Annotated in this window: 27 protein-coding genes; 14 read left to right on the top strand and 13 right to left on the bottom strand. The window is 63.1% G+C overall.

The features are described 5' to 3' along the window. Window positions 1–4 precede the first annotated feature (4 nt). Window positions 5–1,825, bottom strand: a complete 1,821-nt coding sequence (locus tag KBY99_RS06130) for an SLC13 family permease (RefSeq protein WP_254998017.1) — start codon at window positions 1,823–1,825, stop codon at window positions 5–7. Window positions 1,826–2,004: 179 nt separating this feature from the next. On the opposite strand from KBY99_RS06130, the gene KBY99_RS06125 reads away from it, so the two are divergent. Further along, window positions 2,005–3,045 (top strand): DUF475 domain-containing protein, encoded by a 1,041-nt coding sequence (locus KBY99_RS06125; RefSeq protein WP_254998015.1) that lies wholly within the window; start codon window positions 2,005–2,007, stop codon window positions 3,043–3,045. An 85-nt stretch (window positions 3,046–3,130) separates the two neighbouring features. Here KBY99_RS06125 and KBY99_RS06120 read toward each other — a convergent pair whose 3' ends face one another. Together KBY99_RS06120 and KBY99_RS06115 are read right to left on the bottom strand one after the other, a co-directional pair. Next, a complete protein-coding gene (locus KBY99_RS06120; RefSeq protein WP_254998014.1) occupies window positions 3,131–3,835 on the bottom strand; it encodes a potassium channel family protein in 705 nt (234 codons plus the stop codon). Between the two features lie 22 nt (window positions 3,836–3,857). Then, entirely contained in the window at window positions 3,858–5,201 is a 1,344-nt protein-coding gene (locus tag KBY99_RS06115; protein ID WP_254998012.1) for a TrkH family potassium uptake protein, read from the bottom strand. 124 nt (window positions 5,202–5,325) lie between these two features. On the opposite strand from KBY99_RS06115, the gene KBY99_RS06110 reads away from it, so the two are divergent. The 6 genes from KBY99_RS06110 to KBY99_RS06085 all read left to right on the top strand — a co-directional run bounded on the left by KBY99_RS06110 (window position 5,326) and on the right by KBY99_RS06085 (window position 12,799). Next, window positions 5,326–5,976: a DedA family protein gene (locus KBY99_RS06110; RefSeq protein ID WP_409996541.1), complete on the top strand. Its 651-nt coding sequence runs from the start codon at window positions 5,326–5,328 to the stop codon at window positions 5,974–5,976. Window positions 5,977–6,500: 524 nt separating this feature from the next. Beyond that, window positions 6,501–8,408 carry an NAD(P)H-quinone oxidoreductase subunit F gene (locus KBY99_RS06105; RefSeq protein WP_254998009.1) on the top strand — a complete coding sequence of 636 codons (1,908 nt, stop codon included), beginning with the start codon at window positions 6,501–6,503 and terminating at the stop codon, window positions 8,406–8,408. After that, a complete protein-coding gene (locus KBY99_RS06100) occupies window positions 8,405–9,877 on the top strand; it encodes an NADH-quinone oxidoreductase subunit M (protein WP_254941357.1) in 1,473 nt (490 codons plus the stop codon). The genes KBY99_RS06105 and KBY99_RS06100 overlap by 4 nt, the downstream gene beginning before the upstream one ends. Further along, the gene (locus KBY99_RS06095) at window positions 9,874–11,178 is read left to right on the top strand and encodes a CO2 hydration protein (RefSeq protein WP_254998008.1); all 1,305 of its coding nucleotides are present in this window, start codon (window positions 9,874–9,876) and stop codon (window positions 11,176–11,178) included. Before KBY99_RS06100 ends, KBY99_RS06095 begins: the two co-directional genes overlap by 4 nt. 10 nt (window positions 11,179–11,188) lie before the next feature. Continuing rightward, on the top strand, window positions 11,189–11,590 hold the full coding sequence (locus KBY99_RS06090) for a fasciclin domain-containing protein (protein WP_254998007.1): 402 nt from the start codon (window positions 11,189–11,191) through the stop codon (window positions 11,588–11,590). Window positions 11,591–11,623: 33 nt separating this feature from the next. After that, complete coding sequence (locus KBY99_RS06085; protein WP_254998006.1) at window positions 11,624–12,799, top strand: cation:proton antiporter; 1,176 nt, start codon at window positions 11,624–11,626, stop codon at window positions 12,797–12,799. Window positions 12,800–12,807: 8 nt separating this feature from the next. Here KBY99_RS06085 and bioA read toward each other — a convergent pair whose 3' ends face one another. The 5 genes from bioA to KBY99_RS06060 all read right to left on the bottom strand — a co-directional run bounded on the left by bioA (window position 12,808) and on the right by KBY99_RS06060 (window position 15,487). Then, a complete protein-coding gene (bioA, locus tag KBY99_RS06080) occupies window positions 12,808–14,082 on the bottom strand; it encodes an adenosylmethionine--8-amino-7-oxononanoate transaminase (protein WP_254998181.1) in 1,275 nt (424 codons plus the stop codon). Between the two features lie 4 nt (window positions 14,083–14,086). Further along, window positions 14,087–14,302, bottom strand: coding sequence for a sigma factor-like helix-turn-helix DNA-binding protein (locus tag KBY99_RS06075; protein ID WP_254998005.1), 216 nt, complete (start codon window positions 14,300–14,302; stop codon window positions 14,087–14,089). Window positions 14,303–14,452: 150 nt separating this feature from the next. Further along, window positions 14,453–14,611 (bottom strand): hypothetical protein, encoded by a 159-nt coding sequence (locus tag KBY99_RS06070; protein WP_254959587.1) that lies wholly within the window; start codon window positions 14,609–14,611, stop codon window positions 14,453–14,455. A 77-nt stretch (window positions 14,612–14,688) separates the two neighbouring features. After that, on the bottom strand, window positions 14,689–15,060 hold the full coding sequence (locus KBY99_RS06065; protein WP_254998003.1) for a hypothetical protein: 372 nt from the start codon (window positions 15,058–15,060) through the stop codon (window positions 14,689–14,691). Window positions 15,061–15,067: 7 nt separating this feature from the next. Beyond that, window positions 15,068–15,487, bottom strand: a complete 420-nt coding sequence (locus KBY99_RS06060) for a DCC1-like thiol-disulfide oxidoreductase family protein (protein ID WP_254998001.1) — start codon at window positions 15,485–15,487, stop codon at window positions 15,068–15,070. Between the two features lie 58 nt (window positions 15,488–15,545). Between KBY99_RS06060 and KBY99_RS06055 the strand changes: the two genes are divergently transcribed. The 5 genes from KBY99_RS06055 to KBY99_RS06035 all read left to right on the top strand — a co-directional run bounded on the left by KBY99_RS06055 (window position 15,546) and on the right by KBY99_RS06035 (window position 19,781). Further along, window positions 15,546–16,745, top strand: coding sequence for an NAD(P)-binding protein (locus KBY99_RS06055; RefSeq protein WP_254997999.1), 1,200 nt, complete (start codon window positions 15,546–15,548; stop codon window positions 16,743–16,745). Between the two features lie 229 nt (window positions 16,746–16,974). Beyond that, entirely contained in the window at window positions 16,975–17,352 is a 378-nt protein-coding gene (locus KBY99_RS06050) for a hypothetical protein (RefSeq protein WP_254941346.1), read from the top strand. A 78-nt stretch (window positions 17,353–17,430) separates the two neighbouring features. Beyond that, window positions 17,431–18,552 (top strand): glycosyltransferase, encoded by a 1,122-nt coding sequence (locus KBY99_RS06045; RefSeq protein ID WP_254997997.1) that lies wholly within the window; start codon window positions 17,431–17,433, stop codon window positions 18,550–18,552. Window positions 18,553–18,601: 49 nt separating this feature from the next. Beyond that, window positions 18,602–18,874 (top strand): cell division protein SepF, encoded by a 273-nt coding sequence (locus tag KBY99_RS06040; protein ID WP_254941344.1) that lies wholly within the window; start codon window positions 18,602–18,604, stop codon window positions 18,872–18,874. 55 nt (window positions 18,875–18,929) lie between these two features. Next, entirely contained in the window at window positions 18,930–19,781 is an 852-nt protein-coding gene (locus tag KBY99_RS06035; RefSeq protein ID WP_254997996.1) for an acyl-CoA desaturase, read from the top strand. Here KBY99_RS06035 and KBY99_RS06030 read toward each other — a convergent pair. The 3 genes from KBY99_RS06030 to KBY99_RS06020 form a co-directional block, all read right to left on the bottom strand. Further along, a complete protein-coding gene (locus KBY99_RS06030) occupies window positions 19,778–19,999 on the bottom strand; it encodes a hypothetical protein (protein WP_254941342.1) in 222 nt (73 codons plus the stop codon). The genes KBY99_RS06035 and KBY99_RS06030 overlap by 4 nt on opposite strands. Window positions 20,000–20,098: 99 nt before the next feature. Then, the gene (locus KBY99_RS06025; protein WP_254941341.1) at window positions 20,099–20,695 is read right to left on the bottom strand and encodes an esterase/lipase family protein; all 597 of its coding nucleotides are present in this window, start codon (window positions 20,693–20,695) and stop codon (window positions 20,099–20,101) included. A 105-nt stretch (window positions 20,696–20,800) separates the two neighbouring features. Then, on the bottom strand, window positions 20,801–21,148 hold the full coding sequence (locus KBY99_RS06020) for an RNA recognition motif domain-containing protein (RefSeq protein WP_106501512.1): 348 nt from the start codon (window positions 21,146–21,148) through the stop codon (window positions 20,801–20,803). Between the two features lie 208 nt (window positions 21,149–21,356). On the opposite strand from KBY99_RS06020, the gene KBY99_RS06015 reads away from it, so the two are divergent. Continuing rightward, window positions 21,357–21,521 (top strand): Nif11-like leader peptide family natural product precursor, encoded by a 165-nt coding sequence (locus tag KBY99_RS06015; protein ID WP_106501513.1) that lies wholly within the window; start codon window positions 21,357–21,359, stop codon window positions 21,519–21,521. Window positions 21,522–21,537: 16 nt separating this feature from the next. On the opposite strand, the gene KBY99_RS06010 is transcribed toward KBY99_RS06015, so the two are convergent. After that, window positions 21,538–21,921 (bottom strand): hypothetical protein, encoded by a 384-nt coding sequence (locus KBY99_RS06010; RefSeq protein WP_254997995.1) that lies wholly within the window; start codon window positions 21,919–21,921, stop codon window positions 21,538–21,540. 169 nt (window positions 21,922–22,090) lie between these two features. Here KBY99_RS06010 and KBY99_RS06005 point away from each other — a divergent pair, with 169 nt between their 5' ends. Next, window positions 22,091–22,309, top strand: a complete 219-nt coding sequence (locus tag KBY99_RS06005; protein ID WP_254997994.1) for a CP12 domain-containing protein — start codon at window positions 22,091–22,093, stop codon at window positions 22,307–22,309. A gap of 37 nt (window positions 22,310–22,346) precedes the next feature. Here the strand turns inward: KBY99_RS06005 and KBY99_RS06000 are convergent, their stop codons facing one another. Next, window positions 22,347–23,480, bottom strand: a complete 1,134-nt coding sequence (locus KBY99_RS06000; RefSeq protein WP_254997992.1) for a potassium channel family protein — start codon at window positions 23,478–23,480, stop codon at window positions 22,347–22,349. Window positions 23,481–23,487 lie beyond the last annotated feature (7 nt).

Here is a 23,487-nt window from a genome sequence, read left to right as displayed (position 1 = left end):
GCGCTTAGATCCCAAATTGGCGGCAGATCAGCCAGGGAACAACGATCGCAAGGCCGATTGTGAGTGGCGCCCCGTAGCGCGCCATGTCCAGAAAGCGATAGCGACCAGGCCCAAACACCATCAGGTTGGTTTGGTAGCCGATCGGGGTGAGAAAGCTCTGGCTGGCCGCGATGGTGATGGCAAAGATGAAGGCCATCGGTGGGAGCGAAAGACCCTGGGCTATGGCGGTGGCGATCGGCATCAGCAACACCACGGTGGTGCCGTTGCTGAGGGCTTCGGTGAAGAGTTGGGCGATCACGAAGACCACGAACAGGACCCCATAAGCCGACCACCCCTGAAGGCCATGCAGCAGATCTTGCGCCAGAGCCTCGGCCAGGCCAGTTTTCTGCATCGCTTCGCTGAAGCAGGAGAGGGAACCCAGCAGCAAGATCACGTCCCAACGGATGGATCGCTGCAGTTCTCCCGGTCGCAGGCAGCCGGTGGCCACCATCACCACTACTGCCAGGAGAACCGCTGCCATCAGGTTGAGCACTTTGAACAGAGGCAGGATGATCACCAGTGCTGCTACCAGAACCGCCACCCATTTGCGGTTGGTGGTGGGCATGTCCTTTTCCAGTTCTTCCAGCAGCACCAGATCGTTGTTGGCCTGCAGGCCACGAATGGCATCGAGGGGCGCCTGCAGCAGCAACACATCGCCGGCCTGAAGCACAACTCGACCGAGCAATTCACGCAGCACCTGGTTGCCGCGACGCACCGCCAGCAGGGTGGCGTTGTAGCGCTGCCGGAAGCGAAGGTCTCGCACGCTGGTGCCGGTGATCGTGGAGCCGTTCGGCAGAAGCACTTCCACCATGCGCATGCTGGTGACCTCAGGTTGCTTCAGTTCCTCAAGGGCTTCCTCCTGCTCCGCCGGCGGTGACACCACCACCGTGCGCTCCTGCTGAAGCCGCAGCAGGGTTTCCCGATTGCAACGCAGCACAAGGCGATCGCCCACCTGGAGAGTGCGGTCGGCCAAGGGGGCGCTGTAGATCTCGCTGCCGCGCTGCAGTTCGAGCACGTCCACGTCGTAGCGGCGCTGTAGACGGCTGTTGTGCAGCGAATGGCCCGCCAGCTCGGAGCCCTCCGGCACCAGCACCTCGGTGAGATAGCCCTCCCGGGCGAGGGATCCCAGCAAATCGCCATCGTCGAGGCCGCGATCTGGCAGGAGCCGGTCGGAGGCCCACAACATGTAGAGGCCCCCTAGCAGCCAGACGGGGATGCCGATGGCTGTGAAGCTGAACAGCTCGAGGGGGCCAAAGCCGAGTTGGCGACTGACATCGCTGGCCAGCAGGTTGGTGGAGGTGCCGAGCAGGGAAATGGTGCCGCCCAACACCGTGGCAAACGACAGAGGCAGCAACACCTTCGAAGGCGATACACCGCGCCGGTGGCACCAGCCCTCAACTACTGGCAGCAGGGTTGCCACGATCGGGGTGTTGGGGATAAATCCGGAGATCGGCGCCACCACCCCCACCATCAGGGCGATCATCCGTTTGGGACTGCGGATGGCATCGCTGGCGATCAGGGCCCTCAGTCGATCCAGTGCACCGCTGCGGAATAGGCCCGCCGACACGGCGAACAGGCCCATCAAGGTGATCAGGGCGGGGCTGCCAAATCCCTGCACGGCCTCATCGGGCTTGAGCACCCGGAAGGTCACCAGCAGGGCTGCCGCCAGCAAAGCCGTGACTTCGGGGGCCAGCCATCCGGTGACGAATAGCAGGATCGACAGGGCAAAGACGGCAAGGGTGATTGCCCCGGCCGGCTCGAGGGCGGCGGCAAGAAATGCATCCATACAAAACAACCCCAACATCCAAAAGCATATACCGGTAACTAGATCGGCTTTGCGAGGATTGGGATGGGTTGCTGGCCTCGGGCGTCTTGGCTCGCCCGCGGGCCCCGACGATTGATGTCATCAGCGCAGCACAGCAGCTGGGCCTTTAGGGGGCAGGATCACATCGTTTGGGTGCACCCATGGCCCGCCTGCTGCGCTACATGCGTTTCCCGCTGCTGTGCTGTGCCGTGTGTCTGATGGCAGTTTTCGTCAGCCATGGTGGTCTGAGCCCTGCGGGCCTTGAGGCCACCTGGCTCACCCTGGTGCTGCTGGCGCTGGAGATCAGCCTTTCCTTTGACAACGCGGTGGTGAATGCGCGGGTGCTGGAGCACCTCACCCCAGGTCAGCAGCGTTTTTTCCTCAGTTGGGGTCTGGTGATCCCGGTGTTTGGAGTGCGTTTTCTGGGGCCTTTGCTGCTGGTGAGCCTGGCTGGGGGGATCGGTCTGGGGCAAGCCCTCGACGCGGCTCTGCATCACCCCGAGAAATACCACGCGCTGCTGGAGTTGGCTGAACCGCGAATCCTCGCCTTCGGGGGGATGTTCCTGTTGATGGTGTTTCTGCGCTACTTCATCGATGAGGCCAAAACGCTGCACTGGGTGGAGGTGCTTGAGACGCGTCTGAGCAGCGCCGGACGGGTTCCCTCCCTGGAGGTCGCTCTGGGGTTGATCATTTTGATGGGTGTGGCCTTTGTCCTTCCTGGCAGTTTGCGCAGTGATGTTCTTTTTGCCGGTCTGATCGGCCTGGTGCTGCAGATCCTCAGCACTTCCCTGGCGGAATTCTTCGGCGGCGGAGATCCGGCGGCGGGAAGTATGGCTGCCAAGAGCGGTGTTGCCAGCCTGATCTACCTCGAGTTGCTTGATGCCTCATTCAGCCTCGATGGCGCGATCGGCGCCTTTGCGATCACCACCGATCTGGCGTTGATCATGACGGGCCTCGGCCTCGGAGCGTTCTTTATTCGCTCGCTCACGGTGATGATGAGTCGGGAGAAGGCCCTCGACCAGCTGATCTATCTGGAGCACGGCGCCCACTACGCCATCGGCGCGCTGGGGTTGTTGATGTTGGCCGGGATTCCCCTGGCCCAGCACAACGTGCATGTCCCCGATTGGTGCGCCGGGCTCATAGGCATCGGCCTGCTCGCCATAGCTTTCTGGGATTCCATGCGTCAGAGGCAGCGGGCCTGAGACCGCTCGCTCAGTCGCTCACCTCGTCATCTGGTGCAGGCCTTGGAGGGCAAATCTCCTGCCTAGGCCAGGAGGATGCCGTTTTTCAGCTGCCAGGCAGTTTGGCCAAGGCTTCGCTGGCACCCATCACCACCAGCAGCTCGCCCGCCTCGAGCACGTGGGAGGCGGGGGGGTTCACGGTGAGCTGGTTGTCAGGTCCGGCGGCCAGCACGCTCACGTTGAAGTTCTTGCGCAGGTTGATCTCCCGCAGCGACTGGCCGATGAAGGCCTGGGGCACCCGGATCTCCTCGATGCTGTTGCGGTCGTCGAGGCGCAGCTTCTCCAGCAGGTTGGGCCGCACCAGTTCCATGCCTAGGCGGTGGCCCTGCATCTTTGAAGGAAAAACCACCCGATCGGCGCCCACCCGCTGCAGCATTTTCATGTGCAGATCACTGGTGGCCCGGGCGATCACCTGCGTCACCTTGCTGCCGGGGCTGTCTTTAACAATCAAAGTGGCCGTCACACTGGCCTCGATCGGCTCACTCATGGCCACCACCACGGTGGTCATGTCGAGTACGCCAGCGGCCCGCAGGGCTTCTTCGTCGGTGCAGTCCACCACCCGCGCCTCGATGGCGGGGTCGATTTGTCGCAGCTCATCTATGGCCCGCTGGCTGGCATCGATCGCCAGCACTTCAGCCCCGGCCTTGATCAATTCGCTACACACGGCGGAGCCAAATCGCCCCACTCCGATTACAGCGAAGCCACCTTTGATGGCGCCTTCAGACGGATTCCAATGCCACCAGTTCGTCATGGAGTCAACTTGTTTAGGGAATTCAGATGTAGATCTCTTCGCGGGGGTAGCCCACGCGGGGTTGGGGCCGGTTGCCGTAGATCGCCGAGAGCAGTAGCAGGATGCCCAGTCTGCCTACAAACATCCCCACCATGAGCACAAGCTGGCCCCAGCGGTTTAGCTGGGCGGTCACCCCCAGATCCAGGCCCACGGTGCCGAAGGCCGACATGCAGGTGAACAGCTTTTCGAGGAAGTTGAAGGTGGTGCGGGTGGGCTCCCCGGAGGTGGTTGGGCCAATCCCCAGCAGCAGGGCCATCAGAATCACGAAGATTGCTGATGCCAGGGCCACCCCCACGGCTCGCAGCACAACAGTGTCGGGAATCTGACGCCGGTGAATCACCACCTCTTCCCTCCCCTGCAGGGTGGAGCGAGTAGCTCCCATCAAGGTGGCAAAGGTGGTGGTTTTGATGCCGCCGCCGGTGCCGCCTGGGCTGGCACCAATGAACATCAGCACGACCAGCAGCAGCAGGCCCGCATCCGAGAAGGTCTGAATCGAGAGCGGCACGGTATTGAACCCGGCCGTGCGCGCCGAGATCGACTGGAACAGGGTGACTTGAATATCCTGCCACCACTGCAGATTATCGATTACGCCACCGGCGGCGAATTGTTCGGTGAACAGCAGGCCCAGGGCCCCCAACACGATTAACAAGGCTGTGCTGCGCAGCACCAGCCTGGTGTGCAGGCTCAGCCGCCGCAGCCCTTGCAGGCGGGCACGGTTGGTCCAGAGGTCGTTGATCACCCGCCAGCCGATGCCGCCCACCACGATCATCGAGGCGATCACGCCATTCACAACCGGGTTGTCCCGGTAGCGCACCAGGTTGTCGCCCCAGAGGCCGAAGCCGGCGTTGTTGTAAGCGCTGATGCAGTGAAAAAGAGAAGCCCAGAAGCGCTCAAGCGGGTTGGCGATGTCGGTGAAGCCGAAGGCGTAGAGCACCACCGTGCCAAGCCCCATCACACAGAAGCCCGTGATCAGGATGCTGTTGAAGGTGGGGCCGATGCCGCCTACCCCGAATTCATCCAGGGCCCTGCCCTTGTCGAGCCGGTGGCGCAGGCCTGAATTTCCCTGCACGAAGCCCTGCAAAAAGGTGGTGATCGCCATTAGGCCAAGGCCACCGGTGATGATCAATCCCGCCAGCGTTAGCTGGCCGAAGGGCGTCAGATCGCGGCTCACATCAATGATCGAAAGGCCAGTCACCGTGATTGCCGAGGTCACGGTGAACAGGGCTTGCCATAGCCCCACGTCGTCCGTGGAGCAGAGCGGGCTGGCCAGCACCAATGTGCCGATGGCGATCACCAGGGCACCGGTGACAACCGTGAATTGGGGCACCGTGAGGCGCTGGCGCCACGTCTTAAGAGCGTTCCAGGGTGGGCTGGTCAGGCTGATATTGCGTTTGTGATGCCTACCCTAATCACAGTTCTGTGCCTGGATTTTCCCTTTGATTCAGCAGTTGATCGACGGGCTGCCAGACCTGATCAGCGCCGCGGTGGAGACCAACCCCCTGCTCGGTTACGGAGCGGTTGCTTTTGTGATGCTGCTGGAAAATCTCATCCCGCCCATTCCCTCTGAAGTTTTGATGCCCTACGCGGGCTATCTGGTGCATGCGGGCCGGCTGCAATTACTCCCCACAGTGGCGGCCGGACTGGTGGGCACCGTGCTGGGTGCCTGGTTTTGGTACGGCATTGGCCGCTGGGTAAATGAGGAGCGGATCGCTGGCTGGCTGGCTAGCCGGGGCCGCTGGCTGGGCATCCAGCCAGATGACCTAGCCAATAGCCGCCGCTGGTTCAACCGCCATGGCTCGGCGGTGGTGTTCTGGGGAAGATTGATCCCAGGGGTGCGGACCTTGGTGTCTGTGCCGGCTGGCATTGAATTAATGCCCCAGGCGAAGTTTCTCGCCTGGACCACCGCGGGCAGCCTGATCTGGACCACCTTGCTCACCCTGGCGGGCAGGGAGATGGGCCAGGCCTACGGCCAGGTGGAGGGGCTGCTGGCCCCCTGGGCCGGAGGGATCAAGCTGGTGTTGGAGATTGCGCTCGTCTGTGGAGTGCTGGCGCTGCTGCGGCTGTGGCAGCTGCGCAGCCGGGCCGCTGGCAGTGAGAGTTAGGGCTAAAACTCCGATGGACCTGGCTAGTTGATCTTTTCTATTTGAGATTCCCTATTTAGTGGTGTGGACGTGGAGCTGACCATCCCTGAAACCAGGGTGTGGAACACAGGCACTCCAGCCACCATCAACACAAACATAAACGTGGATAGCTGGCGCCACTGGGAGGCAAGCTGATCAGATGATGGTTCGAGTGGGTGGCTGCAATCGCTGCAGATCAGCATCTTCTTGGAGCGCCCCACCTTGGTGAGTAGGCGGCAGCCGCATTTTGGGCAGGCCATGGTTTTTACAGAGTGGAGGAGTTTTTACAAAGTGGAGAAGTTTTTAAAGAGTGGAGGAGTATGGAGCTGAGAGGGACTCCAAGTGATCTCGACGATTGATAAGCACTTCTACTGACACCGATTGGATTTGATCTACCTTTGCCGCCCCAAGCCGATGCGTCTGTTTCTATCGTTACCGATCCGAAGGCGTATTCGTCATCTTTCACATGCCTGAGCTGTTGAGATTTCTATTGCCTGGTTGACACGATGACTGTTGCTCTGCTTCAAACCGCCTGGTTGGTTCCTTTCTATCCCTTGCTGGCGGCCCTTTTGTCGCTGGCCTGGTCGCCGGGGTTGATCTCCCGCACCGGCCCGCGCCCCTGCGGCTACCTCAACTTGGCCATGGTGGCCGTGGCCTTCAGCCACAGCTTGCTAGCGCTAACGGCCTTGCACACCAATGCCGCCGCTGGGGCCCAGGCCCTCTACAAGCCCGTGAGCTTCAGCTGGACCTGGCTCGAGACGGCAGGTCTAAGGGTCGGCTTCGACGGGCTGGTGACCGAGCCAGTACTGATCGCCATGACCGTGATCACCGGCTTGCACCTGCTGGTTCAGATCTACGCCATCGGCTACATGGAAATGGACTGGGGTTGGCCCCGCTTCTTTGGCTGCCTGAGCTTCTTTGAGGCTGGCCTGTGTGGTCTGGTGCTCACAGATTCGGTGTTTTTCAGCTACGTAATTCTCGAGTTGCTAACCCTGGGCACCTACCTGATCGTGGGCACCTGGTACAACCAACCCCTGGTGGTGAAAGGGGCTCGCGACGCCTTTCTCACCAAGCGCATCGGCGACCTGATCTTGCTAGCGGGGGTAATTGCCCTGTTGCCGGTTAGCGGCACCTGGAATTTTCATGGCCTGCAGGGATGGGCCGCCGATCTCACCAACAACGGCCAACCCCTGCCGGCTGGATTCACGTTGATCCTGCTAGCACTGATCGCCGGCCCCATGGGCAAGTGCGCCCAAATTCCTCTGCACCTCTGGCTGGATGAGGCCATGGAGAGCCCCCTGCCCTCCACCGTGCTGCGCAACTCGGTAGTGGTGGTTGGTGGCGCCTGGGTGCTGCTGCGCCTGGAGCCCCTCATCGAACTGAGCCCGCTGGTGCAGGCCGTGCTGGTTGCCGTTGGCGGCACCACGGCGGTGGTGGCCTCGTTGATCGCGCTGGCTCAGGTGGATGTAAAGCGAGCCCTCTCCTTCTTGGTGAGCAGCTGGCTTGGTTTGCTGTTTGTGGCGGTGGGTTTGGGTGGCACATCGGTGGCCGATCACCTGCTGCTCGTTTATCCGCTGCCGATGGCCCTGATCCTGATGGCCATTGGCACCATCGTGATCAGCAACGTGACCCAGGACCTCACCCAGCTGGGTGGGCTTTGGAGCCGGCGGCCGCTTATGGGCCTGGCCTTCCTCACCGGGGCAGCTGGCCTGATGGGACTGCCTCCCTTCGCCAGTTTTGCCGCCTTGCGCGAGCTGCTTGCTCTCACAGCAGCCAGCGGCCATCCCTGGCTGCTGGGTGGCTTGGTGCTGCTCACCAATTGCCTGATCAGCGCAGGCTTGATCCGTGTATTCGGCCAAATCTGGGGCGGTCGCCCCACACCCTTCACCCAGCGCTCCGCCGAGGTGTTGTGGTTGATGGTGTTGCCCACCACCGTGTTGATGGGTATGGAGCTGCACCTGCCTCAATTGTTGGTGCGCAATGGCGTATTCAGCCTCACTCCCCTGCCCGGTTGGGGGCCGCTGGCCTGGCCTCTGCTGGTATCGACCCTGGTGGGAGGGGGTTTCTCCGCTGCCTTCTACCTGCGGCCCCACGGCCTGGCCCGGCTGCCCCAGGCCCTCTCAGGCCTGCAGGAGTGGCTCGCCCACGACATGCAAACCGAGCGCTTTTATCACCGCACCGTGGTGGCTCTGGTGCTGGCCTTAGCCCGCTTTGGCGCCTGGAGTGATAGCCGCCTGGTGGATGGTTTCAGCGGTGGCACCGGGGCCGCAGCCATGGCTGGAGCCCGCCGGCTAAGCCTCACCACCTCCGGCCGCTCCCAGGCTTACGCCCTCAGCCTGGTGCTGGGGGTGCTGCTGATGGCTGCCTGGCTGTTGGCCAGCCCCGCACCCTTACCCCTGTCCTTGCTGCCGTGACCTCTTCCCCACTGCTGCTACTGCTGCTGATCCCCGGGGTTGCGGGTTTGCTGCTGTCCCGATTGCCGGAGGGGCGTCCCGCCTTGGTGCGCTCCCTGGCCGCCCTGGCCGCCCTGGCCCAGTTTTTGGTTGGGGTGTACTGCTGGCTGCAGCCCCCCGCCGACCTCAGCCTTACCTGGTTGCCTCGCCTGGGCCTTGCCCTGGAGCTCGGTCTCGATGGCATCTCCCTGCCCCTGGTGCTGCTCACCGCCCTGCTTACTGCTATGGCGGTGTTGGCCTCTCCTGCAGACCAGGGCCGCTCGCGCCTCTACTTCTCCTTAATGCTTGCCACCAACTTCGGGGTGGTGGGCGCCTTCCTCGCCCGCAATGCCTTGTTGTTTGTGCTGGCATTTGAGCTGGTGTTGATCCCCACCACGCTGCTGGTGGCTATCTGGGGAGGGGAGCGACGAGCGGGAGCTGCCACCCGCTTCCTGCTTTATGGCGCCGTTTCTGGACTCAGCCTGCTTGCTGGGGTACTGGCCTTCGGTTGGTTGGGTCAGGGCGCTGCCACCAGCACCGTGAGCTTCAGTTTTGAGGCCCTGGCGGCAACGCCCCTCGCTCCAGCTGCCCAGGCCTGGGTGCTGGCCCTGCTGCTGCTTGCTTTTGGCCTGAAGTTGCCCGTGGTGCCGCTGCACGGTTGGCAGCCGTTCAGCTACAGCCAGGCCCCTGCTCCGGTGGTGATGTTGCTTGGTGGGGCCGTTTCCAAGCTTGGTGCCTACGGCCTGCTGCGCTTTGGTGTGGGCCTATTGCCAGACGCCTGGACAGCTTTTTCCCCCTGGATCGCTGCTGCTGGTGCCGTTAGCGCCGTGTATGGCGCCCTTAACGCTGTTGCGGCTACAGATATGCGCCGCCTGATGGCCTACAGCTCGCTTGGCCATATGGGCTTGCTGGTATTGGCTCTGGCTGCCGCTACCCCCTTGAGCCTGCAGGGGGTGATGGCTCAGGTGATTGCTCACGGCTTAATAGTGGCCCTGCTATTTGCCTGCGTTGAGCTAATCCAGCGCAAGACCGGGACCACCGTTATTGCCGAGCTATCCGGCCTGCTCAATCCGATTAGGGGCCTGCCCTTCACGATGGGTTTGTTGTTGCTTGCCCTGATGGCCGCCGCTGGCATTCCTGGACTGGCTGGCTTCCCTGCAGAACTTCTTGTGTTTGAGGGCAGCTGGACCGTCTTTCCTAGGGCAACGTTGGTGTGCCTGGTGGCCTCTGGTTTTACTGCTGTTTATGCGGTGCGGCTATTCAATCGGGTTGGTTTTGGCCGGCTCGATAATTCCCGAGCTGACTGGCAGGGCACCAGCCTGGGCGAGCGATTGCCGGCCGTTGTGCTCACCCTGCTGGTGCTACTTACCGGACTATGGCCCCTAGGACTAACCGGCTGGAGTGAAACCGCCACCGCTGCCCTTGCCCTCCGCACCCAACTGCCCGTATGACACCCATCGTTTCGACCCCGGGTGTCCGCACACCCCTGATTCCTCCCTCAACCCATCCCTACGCAGAGGTGATCCACCGGCTTGAGGCGGGAGGATCAATGCTGCCTGATACCCCCGAGAACCTGCAGCAGATCATCGGTATCTATAAGGCCTACGCCGTGCCGATGGATTTTTATTGGCGCGATCTTTTGTATATCGCTGAGCGGGTATTTCTCAATCCGCTTCCCGCATTCAAGTATTTTATTTCTAAGGAGTATCTCGATCTCCCCAATAGCTACTCCGGTGATCAATCCAAGCTGCGTATCTGGCGCGGCGGTGAAAAGGCCCATCCGGAGCTACTGGAGTTTATGGAGCGGGGTGAGACCCGGCGCATGCCCAAGCTGCTGCATCACCTTTGGCACGACCGGGTGAACATGGAATTCGCCGAGGCCTGCATGCAGGCCATGTTCTGGCACCAGGGCATGGGCGGCCGCTTCAACGACTTCCTGGAGAGCGACGTCTACAAGGCCAATACCGATCGGGCGATCAAGGCCTACTTCAAGGGCAATTTGGTGATGCTGGGGCTCTATAAGCTGTTCCCGGATATGTTTATGGAGCAAGTCAAGCAACTCTCCTTCTACGCCAACCTCGGCCTATTTTGGGAGGTGATGGCACCGGTGTTCTTCGAGATGAGCGACCTCTACGACGAGGGGAAGCTCACTTCCGTTCCCGAGGCGATGGACTTCCTCGTCAACGGCATCTTCGCGGTGGCGGGGCGGCCGATTTACCACCATGTGTTCATCCGGGGCGAGTGCTTCGAGATCATTCCCAAGAGCGAGGGCTTCACCTGGCTCTATGAGGCGGCGTTGCCCTATGTGGAGGCGGTGTTTTACCGCACCTCACCGTTCCGCGGCACCAAGAGCTACAACGCCCAGGCCTATCAGGTGCCGGCTGATCAAGCCGACTTCCACTACGGCATCCTCTATGCCGATGTGTTCCCGGTGGGATCCGCCGGCATTCCGCCCACCCTGCTGATGCAGGACATGCTGCATTTCCTGCCCCCCTATCTGCAGGAGCTCTACAAGCAGCATCGCCGCGGCGAAGAAGATCAACTGATCCAGTTGGGCATCACCTTCCAGCGCTCGATGTACAACGTCACCTCGGCGGTAATCCAGGCCCTCCGCTGCGCCCTGCTCTATCCCCTTGACGACACAGACCCGGAGCATCTTGCGGCCAACCGCCGCTTCTTTGAGGCCCAGATGGATCGCTTCCTGCGGCCAGAGGCGCGCCTTCCCGACATTCAAACCCAGGACTACCGCTAGGAGATACGCCATGGCCTCGATTCTTGAAACCGCCCTCGCCGCCGGCGCCTTCAACACCCTGCTGGCGGCCGTCGATGCCGCCGGCCTGCGCGGCGCCCTGGAGGGCCCGGGCCCCTTCTCGGTGTTTGCCCCGGTGGACGATGCCTTTGCTGCACTGCCTGCGGGCACGGTGCAAACGTTGGTAGACAACCCACCCCAGTTGGCTCGAATCCTCAAGTACCACGTGCTGGCTGGTGCCTACACCCGCGAGGCCCTGGTGGCCCAGGCCGAGTGGCCGAGCTTGGAGGGGGCGCCGATCCCGATTCGCCGCAGCGAGCCCTTTGAGGTGAAAAACGCCACAGTGGTAACCGCAGACATTGCCTGCGACAACGGCATTGTGCACGTGATTGATCGCGTGATCCTGCCGGGCTGATCCACCTTCGCCACCCTCGCCCCGCTGGCTCCCTTGGGTTCCTCCCTGCTCACCACCCTGCTGCTGTTGTTGGTGGGGGCCCTGCTGGCCCGGTTGACGGCCACCCGGCTCGCCCGCTGGGCGGTGCCGGCGATCGTGCTGGAGCTGGGAGTTGGCTTTGCCCTGGGCAACACCGTGCTGCCTTTTGAGCAGATCCGCTCCCTCTCCGGTCTGCTGGAGCTGGGGGTGCTCACCCTGTTTTTTCAGGTGGGTCTGGAGGTGCGCGGCGGCTTGTTGGGCTCCCGGCCAGCGGCAGTGCTGCGCACGGTGTTGCTGTCGGCGCTAACGCCGCTGCTGGCCTGGTGGCCGCTGCAGCAGGCATTTGGACTTTCCACTGCCACCACCCTGCTCTTTGTGGCCGTGCTCAGCGCCACCGGCACCGGGGTGACCCTGCGGGCCCTCGGCCAGCTCGGTGCCTTGAAAACCCCCTCCGGTCGCCTGCTTGTGGGGGTGTCGGTGCTCGACGATCTGCCCGCGATCGGCCTGCTCACCTGCTCTCTGCTGTTGGCGGGCACCCGCCTGGGCGGTGGCGCGGCTACGGCCGGGTCCGGTTGGCTGGTGCTGCTCGGCCCAGCCTTGGCCCTGTTGAGCGTGCCGCTGTCGAGCTGGTGGTTGCGGCGCCACGGGCCCTGGCAACCGGGGCCCTTAGGAATGTTGCTGCTGTTGATCGGCTGCAGCTGGATCGGTGAGGTCACCGGGGTGACCAGCCTGCTGGGGGCGCTCTGGGGTGGGGTGCTTTTCAATCGCCTGGCGCCCATGGGGGAAGGGAGCACCGAGGCCCGCGAGCTTCGGGGCAACCTGGCCCTGCTGTCGGAGGTGTTTTTGCCCCTCTATTTCCTAGGGGTGGGGATGCGCATCCAGGCGGGCACCCTGTTGCAGCCCTCGGCCTGGTGGCTGGCCCTGGTGCTCTTGCTGCTGGCGATTGGCTGCAAGTTGATCTGCGGGCTTGGCATCAGCGGTCGAGATCAGGCGGCCGGGGTGGATCGCTGGGTGGTGGTGTTTGGCCTTATCCCCCGGGGCCTACCTGGTCTGGTGTTTGCCTCCACGGCCCTGGCCAGTGGGGTGATCACCGCCGCCCAGTTCTCCGCCCTGGTGCTCATGGTGAGTGGTACCACCGTGCTGGGCCTGCTGTTGCTGGGCCGGCGTCTGTCGAACCTGCAGGCTGGATAGCAAGGGGTTCAGACCGGCACCAGCGTGTCCATTGCCTGCTTCACCACTGAGTAGCAGCGATCAAGCTGGTCCTCGCTGATGCCCAGGGGCGGCAGCAGATACACCACGTTGCCCAGGGGGCGCAGGTACACGCCCTGTTGCAGGCAGTGGCGCTGGACCTGTTTGCCCACGGGATTGAGGTAGCTGGCTTCGCCGGCGTCCACATCCCAGGCCGCCATGGTGCCGACGCAGCGGGGGCGCCGCACCCGCGGGTGTCGCGCCAGATCTTCCAGCAGTGGCGTGTGGCGCACCTCGAACTGCTGGAAGCGCTCGGGGTTGGCCTGGAGCAGATCCAGGCTGGCCAGGGCCGCTGCACATCCCAGGGGATTGGCGGTGAAGCTGTGGCCGTGGAAGAAGGTGGCCTCCGGCCGTTCGCTGATGAACCCCTGGTAGAGGCGCTCGCTGGCCATCGTTGCCCCCATTGGCAGGAAGCCTCCGGTGAGGCCTTTGGAGAGCGCCATCAGGTCGGGCTGAATGCCAGCCCGGCGGCAGGCAAAGAGATCCCCGGTGCGGCCGAAACCTGTGAACACCTCATCGGCAATCAGCAGGGCTCCGGCAGCCTGGACCCGCTCGGCCACCGCCCGCAGGAAGGCCGGCCGCACCACCCGCATGCCGCTGGCCCCCTGGATCAAGGGTTCGAGGATCACTGCCGCGGTGGGCGTCTCTAGGGCCTGTTCCAGCTGGCGAAGGGCGACCTGTTCTCTTTGCTCCACTGCGTCGTCGCCCCAGTGGCTGTGGGGCCAGGCCACCCGAGCCACGGCAAATAGCAGCGGCTCGTAGGGGTCGGTGAACAGGGAGCGCTCCCCCAGCGCCATCGCTCCGAAGGTGTCGCCGTGGTAGGCCCCCTCAAAGGCGATCACCTGGCGGCGTTCGCTGCCCTGGTTGCGCCACCACTGCCAGGCGATCTTGAGGGCTACCTCCACGGCGGTGGAGCCGTTGTCGGAGAAGAACAGCCGCTCGAGGCCCGTGAGCGCACTGATTCGAGTGGCGAGCTGCTCGGCAGGTTCGTGGCTGAAGTTGGCGAAGATCACCTGCTCCAGCTGCTGGGCCTGACGGGCGATCGCCGTCGCAATGGCTGGCTCGGCGTGGCCGTGCAGGGTCACCCACCAGCTGCTGATCGCATCAATCAGGCGGCGGCCATCGCTGAGCTCCAGCTCACTGCCACGGGCTGAGCGCACCTGCAGCGGCTCGGGGCTGCTGGCCACCTGGGTGGTGGGATGCCAGAGATGGGGGTGCCAGGTCACAGGGTCAGGCTTCAAGGTGATCAATGAAGCGCACCGAAAGTCTCCGGATAGTTGCGTTGGCCCTTCGTTCTAAACCTCGGGCCGTGTCTCGTGTGTCGCCCATCTGCCGGGCCGTGGAGCTCACGCTCAAAGGTTCCCCTGCTTCGATTCCGTAGCGCAATCGCTGCAGCTCGGCTTCCTGTTCTGGCAATTCATCAAGCAGCTGAAGCCGCCAGGGCATTGCTGATGGCGTCGCGAATCAACCAGGTGGCGTAGGTGGAAAAGCGGTAGCCCCGGCCGGGATAGAATCATTCAGGTGGAGCGACTCCGCCGAGATGGACTCTCCGCAGCCGATCCGGGCCACTGCCCGTGGTGCAATCCCTGAGGAATTTCAGCCGTTGCTGGAGTGACCCGGTGCCCATTGCTGGATCAGCTGTTCGAGGCGTACCAGCTGGTAGCGGGTCTGCTCATTGGGCTGATGGATGTAGGCGCTGCGCAGGTGATCCAGCTCCGCGTCAAGTGAGAGCAGCACGGGGTGGTTCTCGTTCACGGTGCAAATCCAGGACCTACCAGCAAATCCTAAGCCTTTATTAAATTTCGGGGATGGCCGGTCAGGTTCCGATTGGCTCAGGTTCCGATTGGCAGTGGGCCGTCCCGGTCGGAGCGGAAGGTGAGAGGCATGGATGGCACATGCCGCTGAATCAACTCCAGCAGCTGCTTGAAAACCTCGCGGGTGTGGGGGGCGGTAGTGCCCATGGCTTCGCGACTCAGCAGCACCAGCTCCAGCACCTTGCCATCTGCTTTTGATTGCACATCGGCGAACAGCTGCATGCGCTGGGTTTCACCGCCACCGCGGATCATGGCGCTGAGGTGGGCTGGTGTCCGGTGCTCGATCTCCGCTCTGAGCCCCTCTAATACAGGCTGGAGGGCTTCCAGCATGGCGGCGGCATCCAGCGGCACGCCGGGTTTGAGCACCACTAAAAACCGCGCCACAGCCACTCCCTTATCAATTCACGCTACCTGTTGCAGCCTGCCCAGCTGGTTGGTCTGGATCTAGAGGTAATCCCTGCACGGCCAGGGCGAGGCGCCGGGCCAGCAGCAGCACCGGATAAAGGCGCTTTGCTCTCCCCGGTGTGGCGAGGATCGGGCCGAGCAGCTGCAGCAGGGTGGCGCTGGGCTCCAGCCGGCTGCAAATCCACTGAATCGCCTCGGCTCCATGCAGCACCCGGCCCTCTGCCAACACCACGGCACCCTGGCTCAGGTCCCAGCCCTGCTGCCGCAGCTGCCGCCGCAGTTCGTGATCGCTGCGGCCATCGCGGATCGCCAAGTTCGGGATGCCACTGCGCAGTTCCGCCAGCTCAGCGAAATGGCGGCAGAAGGGACAGCCGCCGTCAAACACCAGTACCGGATGGTCAAGTGCCGTCATCGGCTGCAGCCTTGGAGATCGCTGTCATCCTGAAGGCCTAGCGGTTTAGTTGTTGTGTATGCCCAGCTCGGGCCCGGAATCCATCGCCGTGATCGGGGCCGGGGTATCGGGCTGCGCTTTCGTTGCCCAGCTGCGCCGCTTGGGTTACACCGGAGCCCTCAGCCTTTGGGAGACAGGGCGAGGCCCGGGCGGACGGGCCAGCACCCGGCGCTCCCGCCAGGATCATGGGCTGCGCATCGATCACGGGGCGCCCCTGCTCAACATCACCGGCGCAACGGAGCCGCTGTTGTTGCAGCCCCTGCTGGCGGGGGGCTGGATTGAGCCGTGGCCTGGTTTGATCGCCCAGCTTCAGGGGGAAGCGACCCTGCGGCCAGGCCAGGCTGATGCCCTGGGGCTCGGCCAGCTCTACCGGGGTCGGGGTGGCATGGATCATCTCTGCAAAGGACTGTTGAGCCTGGCCGGCGAGGCTGGCGAAGCGTGGCAGCCCCACTACGGCACCCTGGTGCGCCACCTCGATTGGAAGGATGGTCTCTGGCAGCTGCTGGATCGGGAGGGGGAGTTGCTGGGTCAGGCCCATTGGCTTGTGCTGAGCAGCACCCTGCTGGCCCATCCGCGCAGCAGGCAGATTTTTGGCTGGGAGGAGGTGCCCCTCAAGCAGGCCGCAGAACGACTGGGCGACCTCCGGCTGGAGCATGCCCTCACTTTGATCGCCGGCATCCGCGCTGAGGCCCGCAGCAATCTGCTGGTGCTGCTTGAGGCGGCTGCAGCAGGACCTTGGGCCAGTCTTCCTTTCAGCTTGCTCCATTTCGATGCTGCAGCCCAGCAGCGCTGGGGGCTGCAGCGGATCACCGTCCAGCCCTTGGCCGACGGGCGCTGCGCCGTGGTGGCCCATTCCAGCCACTCCTTTGCCGCCGATCACCTTGATGTCTATGGCACCCATTCCGCCGTGGCCCGCATGCTTCAGCTGCCCCCCGATGAGGGCCGCGAAGATACGGTGATCGCTGCCCTCACCACCGCTCTTGAGCAGGTGATGGCCCCTTGGTTGCCTGGACTAAACCTCGCCACGGCTGATCGCCAGCTGATGCGCTGGGGTGCCGCTTTTCCCCTGGCGCCCGGGCTGCCCTCCGAACTCAGTTGCTGCCCAAGCAGCCGGGTGGGATTCTGCGGCGACTTCATCGCCGGGGTGGGATTTGGGCGGATTGAGGGTGCCCTGCGCAGCGGCGAACAGCTGGCCCACGAGCTTTGTGCACTTGCCTAAAGCTGCGTGCTGCCGATCATTGCGATAGGTGCAGCCTTGCTACAGATCGCCCAAACGGTGTTGATTGCGATTGCAGCCATTGCTGCGGTGGGGCTATCAGTTGGGAGGTGAGACGTCTTGGATGTCTTGCAGGCGATCACCTTCCCGGACTGCGATGCGGCCCCTTTCACCACAAGCGGCACTCAGCAGTGCTGTTCACGGCCCGCCGCGCCGTTGCCGGAGCCTTCCCGTGGTTCCTGCCCAGCAACTTGATGTGGTGAACCGGGCTGCCCACTACTTCGCCCATCATTTTTCCGAGCAGATCGAGCTGGAGGTGGTGGCTGATTCGATCGGGGTGAGTGCTGAGTGGCTCGATCTCTGCTTTGACCACTGCCGCGGTAAGACACCGTTTCAGACGCTCCAGCACATTCGACTCAGCCGGCTATTTGAGGGGATTGCAGCCCAACCGCAAACCACCCTTGAGCAGCAGGTGCACCGCTGTGGCCTGGCTTCGGTGATGGCAGCCAATCGGCTGTTTGAGGAGTTGTTCGGCATTGGCCTTGCACCCTTTCGTCGGGTTTGTCGCCGCGCCGAGGCTGATCGCTTGCTGCGACAGCGGAGCTGCTGAATCCTGGGACCTTCCGCCTCCATCTGGATCGCGCTGGCCAGTGGCTGGGGGCTGGTTTCCTGCCTCGGTCTGGCGGTGATGCTGGTCCTACTGGAGCGCAGCTTCAGTGCGGCCCCAGCTCTACAACCAGCTCCATCAGGAAGCTCCCTTGCCCCTACTTCCTGCACCGTGGTGGTGCCGGCTTACAACGAAGCGGACAACATCAGCGACTGCGTGCGGGCAATCCTCGCCAGCGAGGCGCCATGTGAGAACTGGGCATTGCTGGTGGTTGATGACGACTCAAGCGACACCACTGCGGCCTTAGCCCTGCAGGCGGGCGCAGGCGATCCACGCTTTGGCCTGCTGTCGGCGGGTGCCCGTCCCCCGGCAGAGCGCTGGGTGGGTAAAAACTGGGCCTGTTTTCGCGCCAGCAGCGAGCTCGAAAGCGATTGGTTGGTCTTCATCGATGCGGATGTGCGCGTCGCTCCGGGAGCGCTGCGGGCCGCCTTGACAGACGCCATTGCCCACGGGGCCGATTTGCTCACCCTGGCGCCGCGGCTCACCTGTGGCTGCCTGGCCGAGTGGCTGGTGCAGCCGATCATCGCCAGCTTGCTGGGACTGGGTTTTCCAATTGAGCGCGCTAATGATCCCTGCGATCCCTTGGCCTTTGCGGCGGGTCCGTTTCTGCTGTTCCGCAGCCAGGCCTACAGAGCCATTGGTGGCCACGCTGCCGTGGCCGGCGAGGTGGTGGAGGATCTCGCCCTGGCTCGGGCGATCAAAGGCCAGGGCTTCAGGCTGCGCTATCTGCTGGGGCTCGACTGGTTGACCCTGCGCATGTACCGAGACTTGGCCTCTCTCTGGGAAGGCTGGACCAAAAACTGGCTGCTTGGCCTCGATGGTGATGTGGCGAAGGCCTTGGCGGCTGGTGCGGTGGTGGTGCAGCTCTACGCCATTCCCTGGTTGTTGCTGCCCCCAGCCCTTCTGTTGGCCTGGCGATCGCCCCTGCCCCTGTCCTGGTTGCCGGCCCTGGCGGCCCTGCTGGCCATCGCGCTGCAATTGGCGATCCGGCTCTGGAGTCGTCGCCATTTCGGCACTCCCCTCAACTGGTGGTGGTTGGCGGGTCTGGGTGGGCTGTTGATCGGCGCCATGGCCCCGGTGTCTGTGATCAAGACCCTCAGCGGCCGGGGCTGGACCTGGCGGGGTCGCTCCTTGCACATGTAGCAATAGCCCCATACGTTGAGTGCCCACCGCCAGCGGGGTTTCCCCAGGCATGCCCAGCCCATTCAACGAATGGATGCCCGAAGTGGTGGTGTTTCACCCCACCCGCTTCGAGGAGGCGCAGTGGATCGTGCACCACCTGCGCGAGCGCAAGACCGTGCTGGTGCACGCCGGGGCGATGGAGCGCAGCGAGGCCCAGCGGTTGATTGATTTCGTGGCGGGTGGTGTCAGCGCTATCGATGGACAGGCCGAATGCCTCGACGATCTCACCTTCGTTTTCGTCCCAGAGATGGTGGCCTTGCGGCGGGATCCCGCACCGCCGTGATCCAGGCTGCACCGCTCTGCCTCCTAGGCTCAAATCCTTTTTGGGAGTGGGCTGAGTGCCCCGTCTACGTCGCTTTCTGTACTCCCTCGGCCCCGTCCTGACGATTGCGGCCCACCTCGGCTGCCTGCTGCTCTTTTGGACCGGTCTCAGTCTCGGTGCGGCCCTTTGGGCTTTGGTGCTCTACTTGGTGCGCATGCTGGCCACCACAGCCATCTATCACCGCCTGATCACCCATTCCAGCTACAAGGCGCCCCGTCCCGTTGCCTGGATCGGGGCCTTTGTGGGGGCTTCGGCAGGTCAGATGGGCCCTAGCTGGTGGAAGGCTCACCACCAAACCCATCACCGCCACGTCGACACTTGCGCCGACCCCCACACCCCCCTTGCTCCTTCAGCGGGATGGCGGGGCCTGTGGCGCTCCCAGGTTGGTTGGTTGTTGTCTTCAAGTTTTTTCCCCACAACCCTGCCGGCCGATGTGGAGGCAGATCCGGTGTTGCGCCTGATCGACAGGCTCCATTTTGTGCCCGTGCTGCTGCTGGCCGGCCTTTCTTGGCAGCTGGGCGGACTGCCTTGGCTGGCGGCCTTCTGCCTAAGCACAACTGTGCTTTATCACGGGGTGGCCAGCGTTAATTCCCTGGCCCACCTGCAAGGCGATCAGCCCTTCGCCACCGGAGATGCCAGCCGCAACAACCTGTTTGTGGCCGTGATCACCCTGGGCGAGGGCTGGCACAATCTTCACCACGCTTTCCAAGCTTCGGTGCGTCAGGGAATCACCCTGCGGCAAGGGCGAGTGCGGCTATTGCCAGATCCCACCTACCGCTTTATCCGCCTGCTGGAGCGTTGCGGCTGGGCCTGGGATCTAAGGATCCCCAGTAATCACGCCCTGCTTGCCCGCGGCGCTGAGAGCTAAAAAGCGCAGGCCACAAGGCTCAACTGCAGCCAGCAACCTCCTGGAGCCAGCTTTTCCACAACCACATTCTTGTGCTGATCGTGGGCTACCAAATGGGCGAAGGTTTCTGCGTCGTCTCTGGTGTTGAAGCGAGCTGCTTGCACCTGCAGCGGCACGCTTTGCTCGCGTTCTACGGCAGCGCGTACGCGATAACGACCCGAAGCGATGGGATCATCCATAGGTGGATTCTGGATCCAATTTCTGGAAATTGCGCCAGCCTTCAGAGTTTCAGAGAAATTGATGGCTGGGGTGAGTTAAGCCAGGGTGTGTAAGCCAGTTCAGGGTCGCAGCAATTCGGCAACCAGTGGCTCCAGCGCCGCGGGATGTTGCAGCAGCTGCTGGTGGGTGCGCACGGGCAAGGGCTGCCGCGGGCCCAGCGGTAATACGGCGCGCCAACCAGGCAGCACCATCAGGTCGGCAGCGCAGTAGAAGCTGCAGCATTCCACGCCGTCTAGCCCCTCGAGATTTGTGTTGAGCTGGCGCAGCAGCGGGCTCCCCCATTTCATGTCGGCAATGCCAGCCAGCAGCCAGCTTGGCCAGGGCTGAGCTGTGAGAGTGCCCTGCTGGGGGCTACCGACGCTGATGAAGCGGCGGGTGCGCGATCGGCCGCCCTGAAGTTGGATCCAGGTACGGCCGATCACGCCACCCATTGAGAAGCCCAGCAGGTCGATTTGGGTGTGGGGACCAAAGGTTGCTTCGATTTGGCGGCCCAGCCGGTGAGCTAACTCCAGGATCGGAGTGGCACCGAGGCGATTGGGTAGGTAGGGGATAAGCAGTGGGGATCGCCGCTCATCCAGCTGGATTTTGAGGCGATCAAACAGGCGTGGCGTGTCCCACAGACCGTGCACCAGCACCAAGGGAGGAGCGCTTGCCATGGGCTCAGGCTAAGAAGCTGGTTGGTTTGCATCAAAAAGCCGCCCCCGAAGGGACGGCCAATGGATCACCGGAGTGAACAGGAAATCAGCTTTTGCGAGCGGGGCTCAGTAGCGGCTGCCGCCACCGCCGTAGCCACCACCGTTGTAGCCACCGCCACCGCCGAAGTCGCGGCGACCGCCGCCACCACCACCACCACCGCCGCCACCGCTGCCGCGGGGCTCAGCTTTGTTGACGCGGATGGCGCGACCCATCCACTCAACATCCTGGAGATCTTCAATTGCCTTGGTCTCTTCGGCCTCGTTGGCCATTTCGACAAAGGCGAAACCGCGCTTGCGGCCGGTGTCGCGGTCGAGGGGGAGGCTGCACTTGCTCACCTGTCCGTACTGGCTGAACAGATGCTGGACATCTTCCGCTTCCGCATCGAAGGAAAGATTGCCGACGTAAATGGTCATGAACTCAGAAACTATGAATTGATCCTTCGACGGCCCAACAGAAAGTGGTCAGCTCGCTAGAGAGAAATCTTTGAATCACTTTCTACCTTACACGGCCGCCTAACGCTTCGGTCGAAACTGCCCCTCACAGGATGTGCCTTGACCAGCGGTGTGATGCCAAATCATCAAACCCTGGCTAGGGATGGGGTGTTCCAAGCCTTGCATCGCCATGTCGAAAGCCCAGCTCACAGCCTTCATGGTCAAGGTTGATGCCGATACGGCCCTAAGGGCCCGGGTTGATGCCGCCGACAGTGTCGACGCGGTCGTGGCGATTGCCCTGGAGCAGGGCCATGCCTTTTCTCCTGCTTCCTGGTCCCGCGCCCAGCGTCCCTGAGCGCAGTCGCGCCTGCTTAGGGCCAGGGCGTGAAGGTGGCGGGCTGGTATTTGACGATGCCGATCCGCCAGCGCCGCTGGGCCAGTTGCTTCAGGCTGGCTAGCAACTCTTCAGTTGTGCCACCGGCGATCCAGTCGGCCTTGATCAGTGGCAACCGCTCGCTCATCACTTCGAGCGGCATCTCCAACAGCAACAGGCTGTGTTCACCAGCGGCCCGCCGCAGGGCACCCTCGTCACTGCGCTGCCACAGCCTCAGCAGCAGCTCCAGGGCAAGGGTGCGGCCTGCTTCGCCGGGTTCGCCGCCGCTGGCTTCCCTCTGGGACTTGCCGGTTAGGGGCAGGGCACGCTTGCCATCGAGTTCGACTAGGGCCAGGGCCACCATGTATGGAGCGTCTGCCACGGAAATCTCTGTGAGTCGCCACACCATGGCGAGGGGCGCGGATTCAGTGTGGAAACTGACACGTATTAGGTCTTCTGTTGCCTTTGGCGGATGGGGCTGCCCCACAGGCATTTGCCGGGACTAAATTTTCAGCCGTTCGCTCACAACTCCTTTCCGGGGAGCCAGCGCCATGTCGAGCATTGTTGACCAGTTGGTGACCTATCGCTCAGCTCTGGCGGAGGCCACGGATCGGGGAGATCAGGCCGTTGCCCGCAAGATCGAGCAGCAGATCAAGGAGCTGCAGGATTTTCAGGTGCGCCATCCGGAGGAAACCGAGGCTCCAACACCGTTTGAGGTGTTCTGTGACCTCAACCCATCGGATGTCAATTGCCTCGTCTACGACGATTGAGCCCTGGCTCAGTTGTTCGTTTTTGTAGATCTAACGGTTAGGTAGACATCACGTCCACACTTTTAAGGGCGGTGCCAAGCAGCCTCGTGAATAGGTCCAGCTGCTCTTGACTGCCCATCACAACAAGCATCTGGCCCGGGGCCAGGCGAGTGTCGCTACCGGGATTTGCCAGCAACTCCGGCCGCTGTTGGGAGTATTGGGAGCCCCGGTACTGCCTCGGCACATCGTTGGCTGCAGGCTGGGGCGGCACGATCGCCAGCACTAGGGCACCAGAGCGCGAGCCGAGCTGGAGCTCCGCAAGGGATGCTCCATTGAGGTTGCCCAGGTCAGCTGGGTCGCTACTCAGCAGAAATTCCTCCACCTCGCAGCCAGAGCCAGCCAAAAGATCCATGAAGGTCACCGCCAGGGGGCGTAGGGCGGTGGCGGCCATGGTGCGCCCCCCACTGACGTACGGGCTCACCACTTGATCGGCGCCGGCTAGGCGCAGCTTGCGTTCCGCTTCCTCACTATCGGAACGGGCTATCAACCGGCAGTTGGGCGCCATACCCCGGGCGCTCAGCACCACGTAGAGGTTGGATGCGTTGTTTGGTAGGGCCGCCACCAGGGCACGGCAGCGGTGGATGCCGGCATCCAGCAGGGTCTCGTCGAGGGTGGCATCGGCCATCAGCACGGCCAGCCCCCGCTCTTCTGCTGCCTCACGGCGCTCCGCGTCCATCTCCACCACCAGCAGGGGAACGTTCTCTCGGGTGAGTTGTTCGGCGATCTCGCGGCCGATGCGGCCATAGCCGCAAAGGATCACATGGTTATGCATGGTGGATAGCCAACTACGGAATCGGCGCTCGCGCAGGCGCCGGAAGTAACCGGATTCAGACAGGCCCAGTACCCCTTGGATACTGATCTGCACCACCACCAGGCCGCCCAGGATCAGCAGGGTGGTGACCACCCGCCCACCCGCGCTCAGGATCTGGGTGTGCCCGTCGCTAAATCCCAGGGTGCTGAGCGTGATCAGCACCATCCAGTAGGAATCCCCCCAGTCCCACCCCTCACTGAGGTGATAGCCGATGGCGCCGGCATTCACCAGCATGGCCAGCGACAGGGGAGCTCGCCAGGGTTTGCGTGCTCGCCGAGAGGGTGGTCGCCTGGGGACGATTGACCAGAAAGGCTTGGGCATTGGACCT

It is taken from the genome of Cyanobium sp. Maggiore-St4-Cus (assembly GCF_024345615.1).
Lineage (GTDB): Bacteria > Cyanobacteriota > Cyanobacteriia > PCC-6307 > Cyanobiaceae > Cyanobium_A > Cyanobium_A usitatum.
The sequence above is the reverse complement of the archived record's forward strand: the minus strand, read 5'-3'. Positions and strand labels throughout refer to the sequence as shown.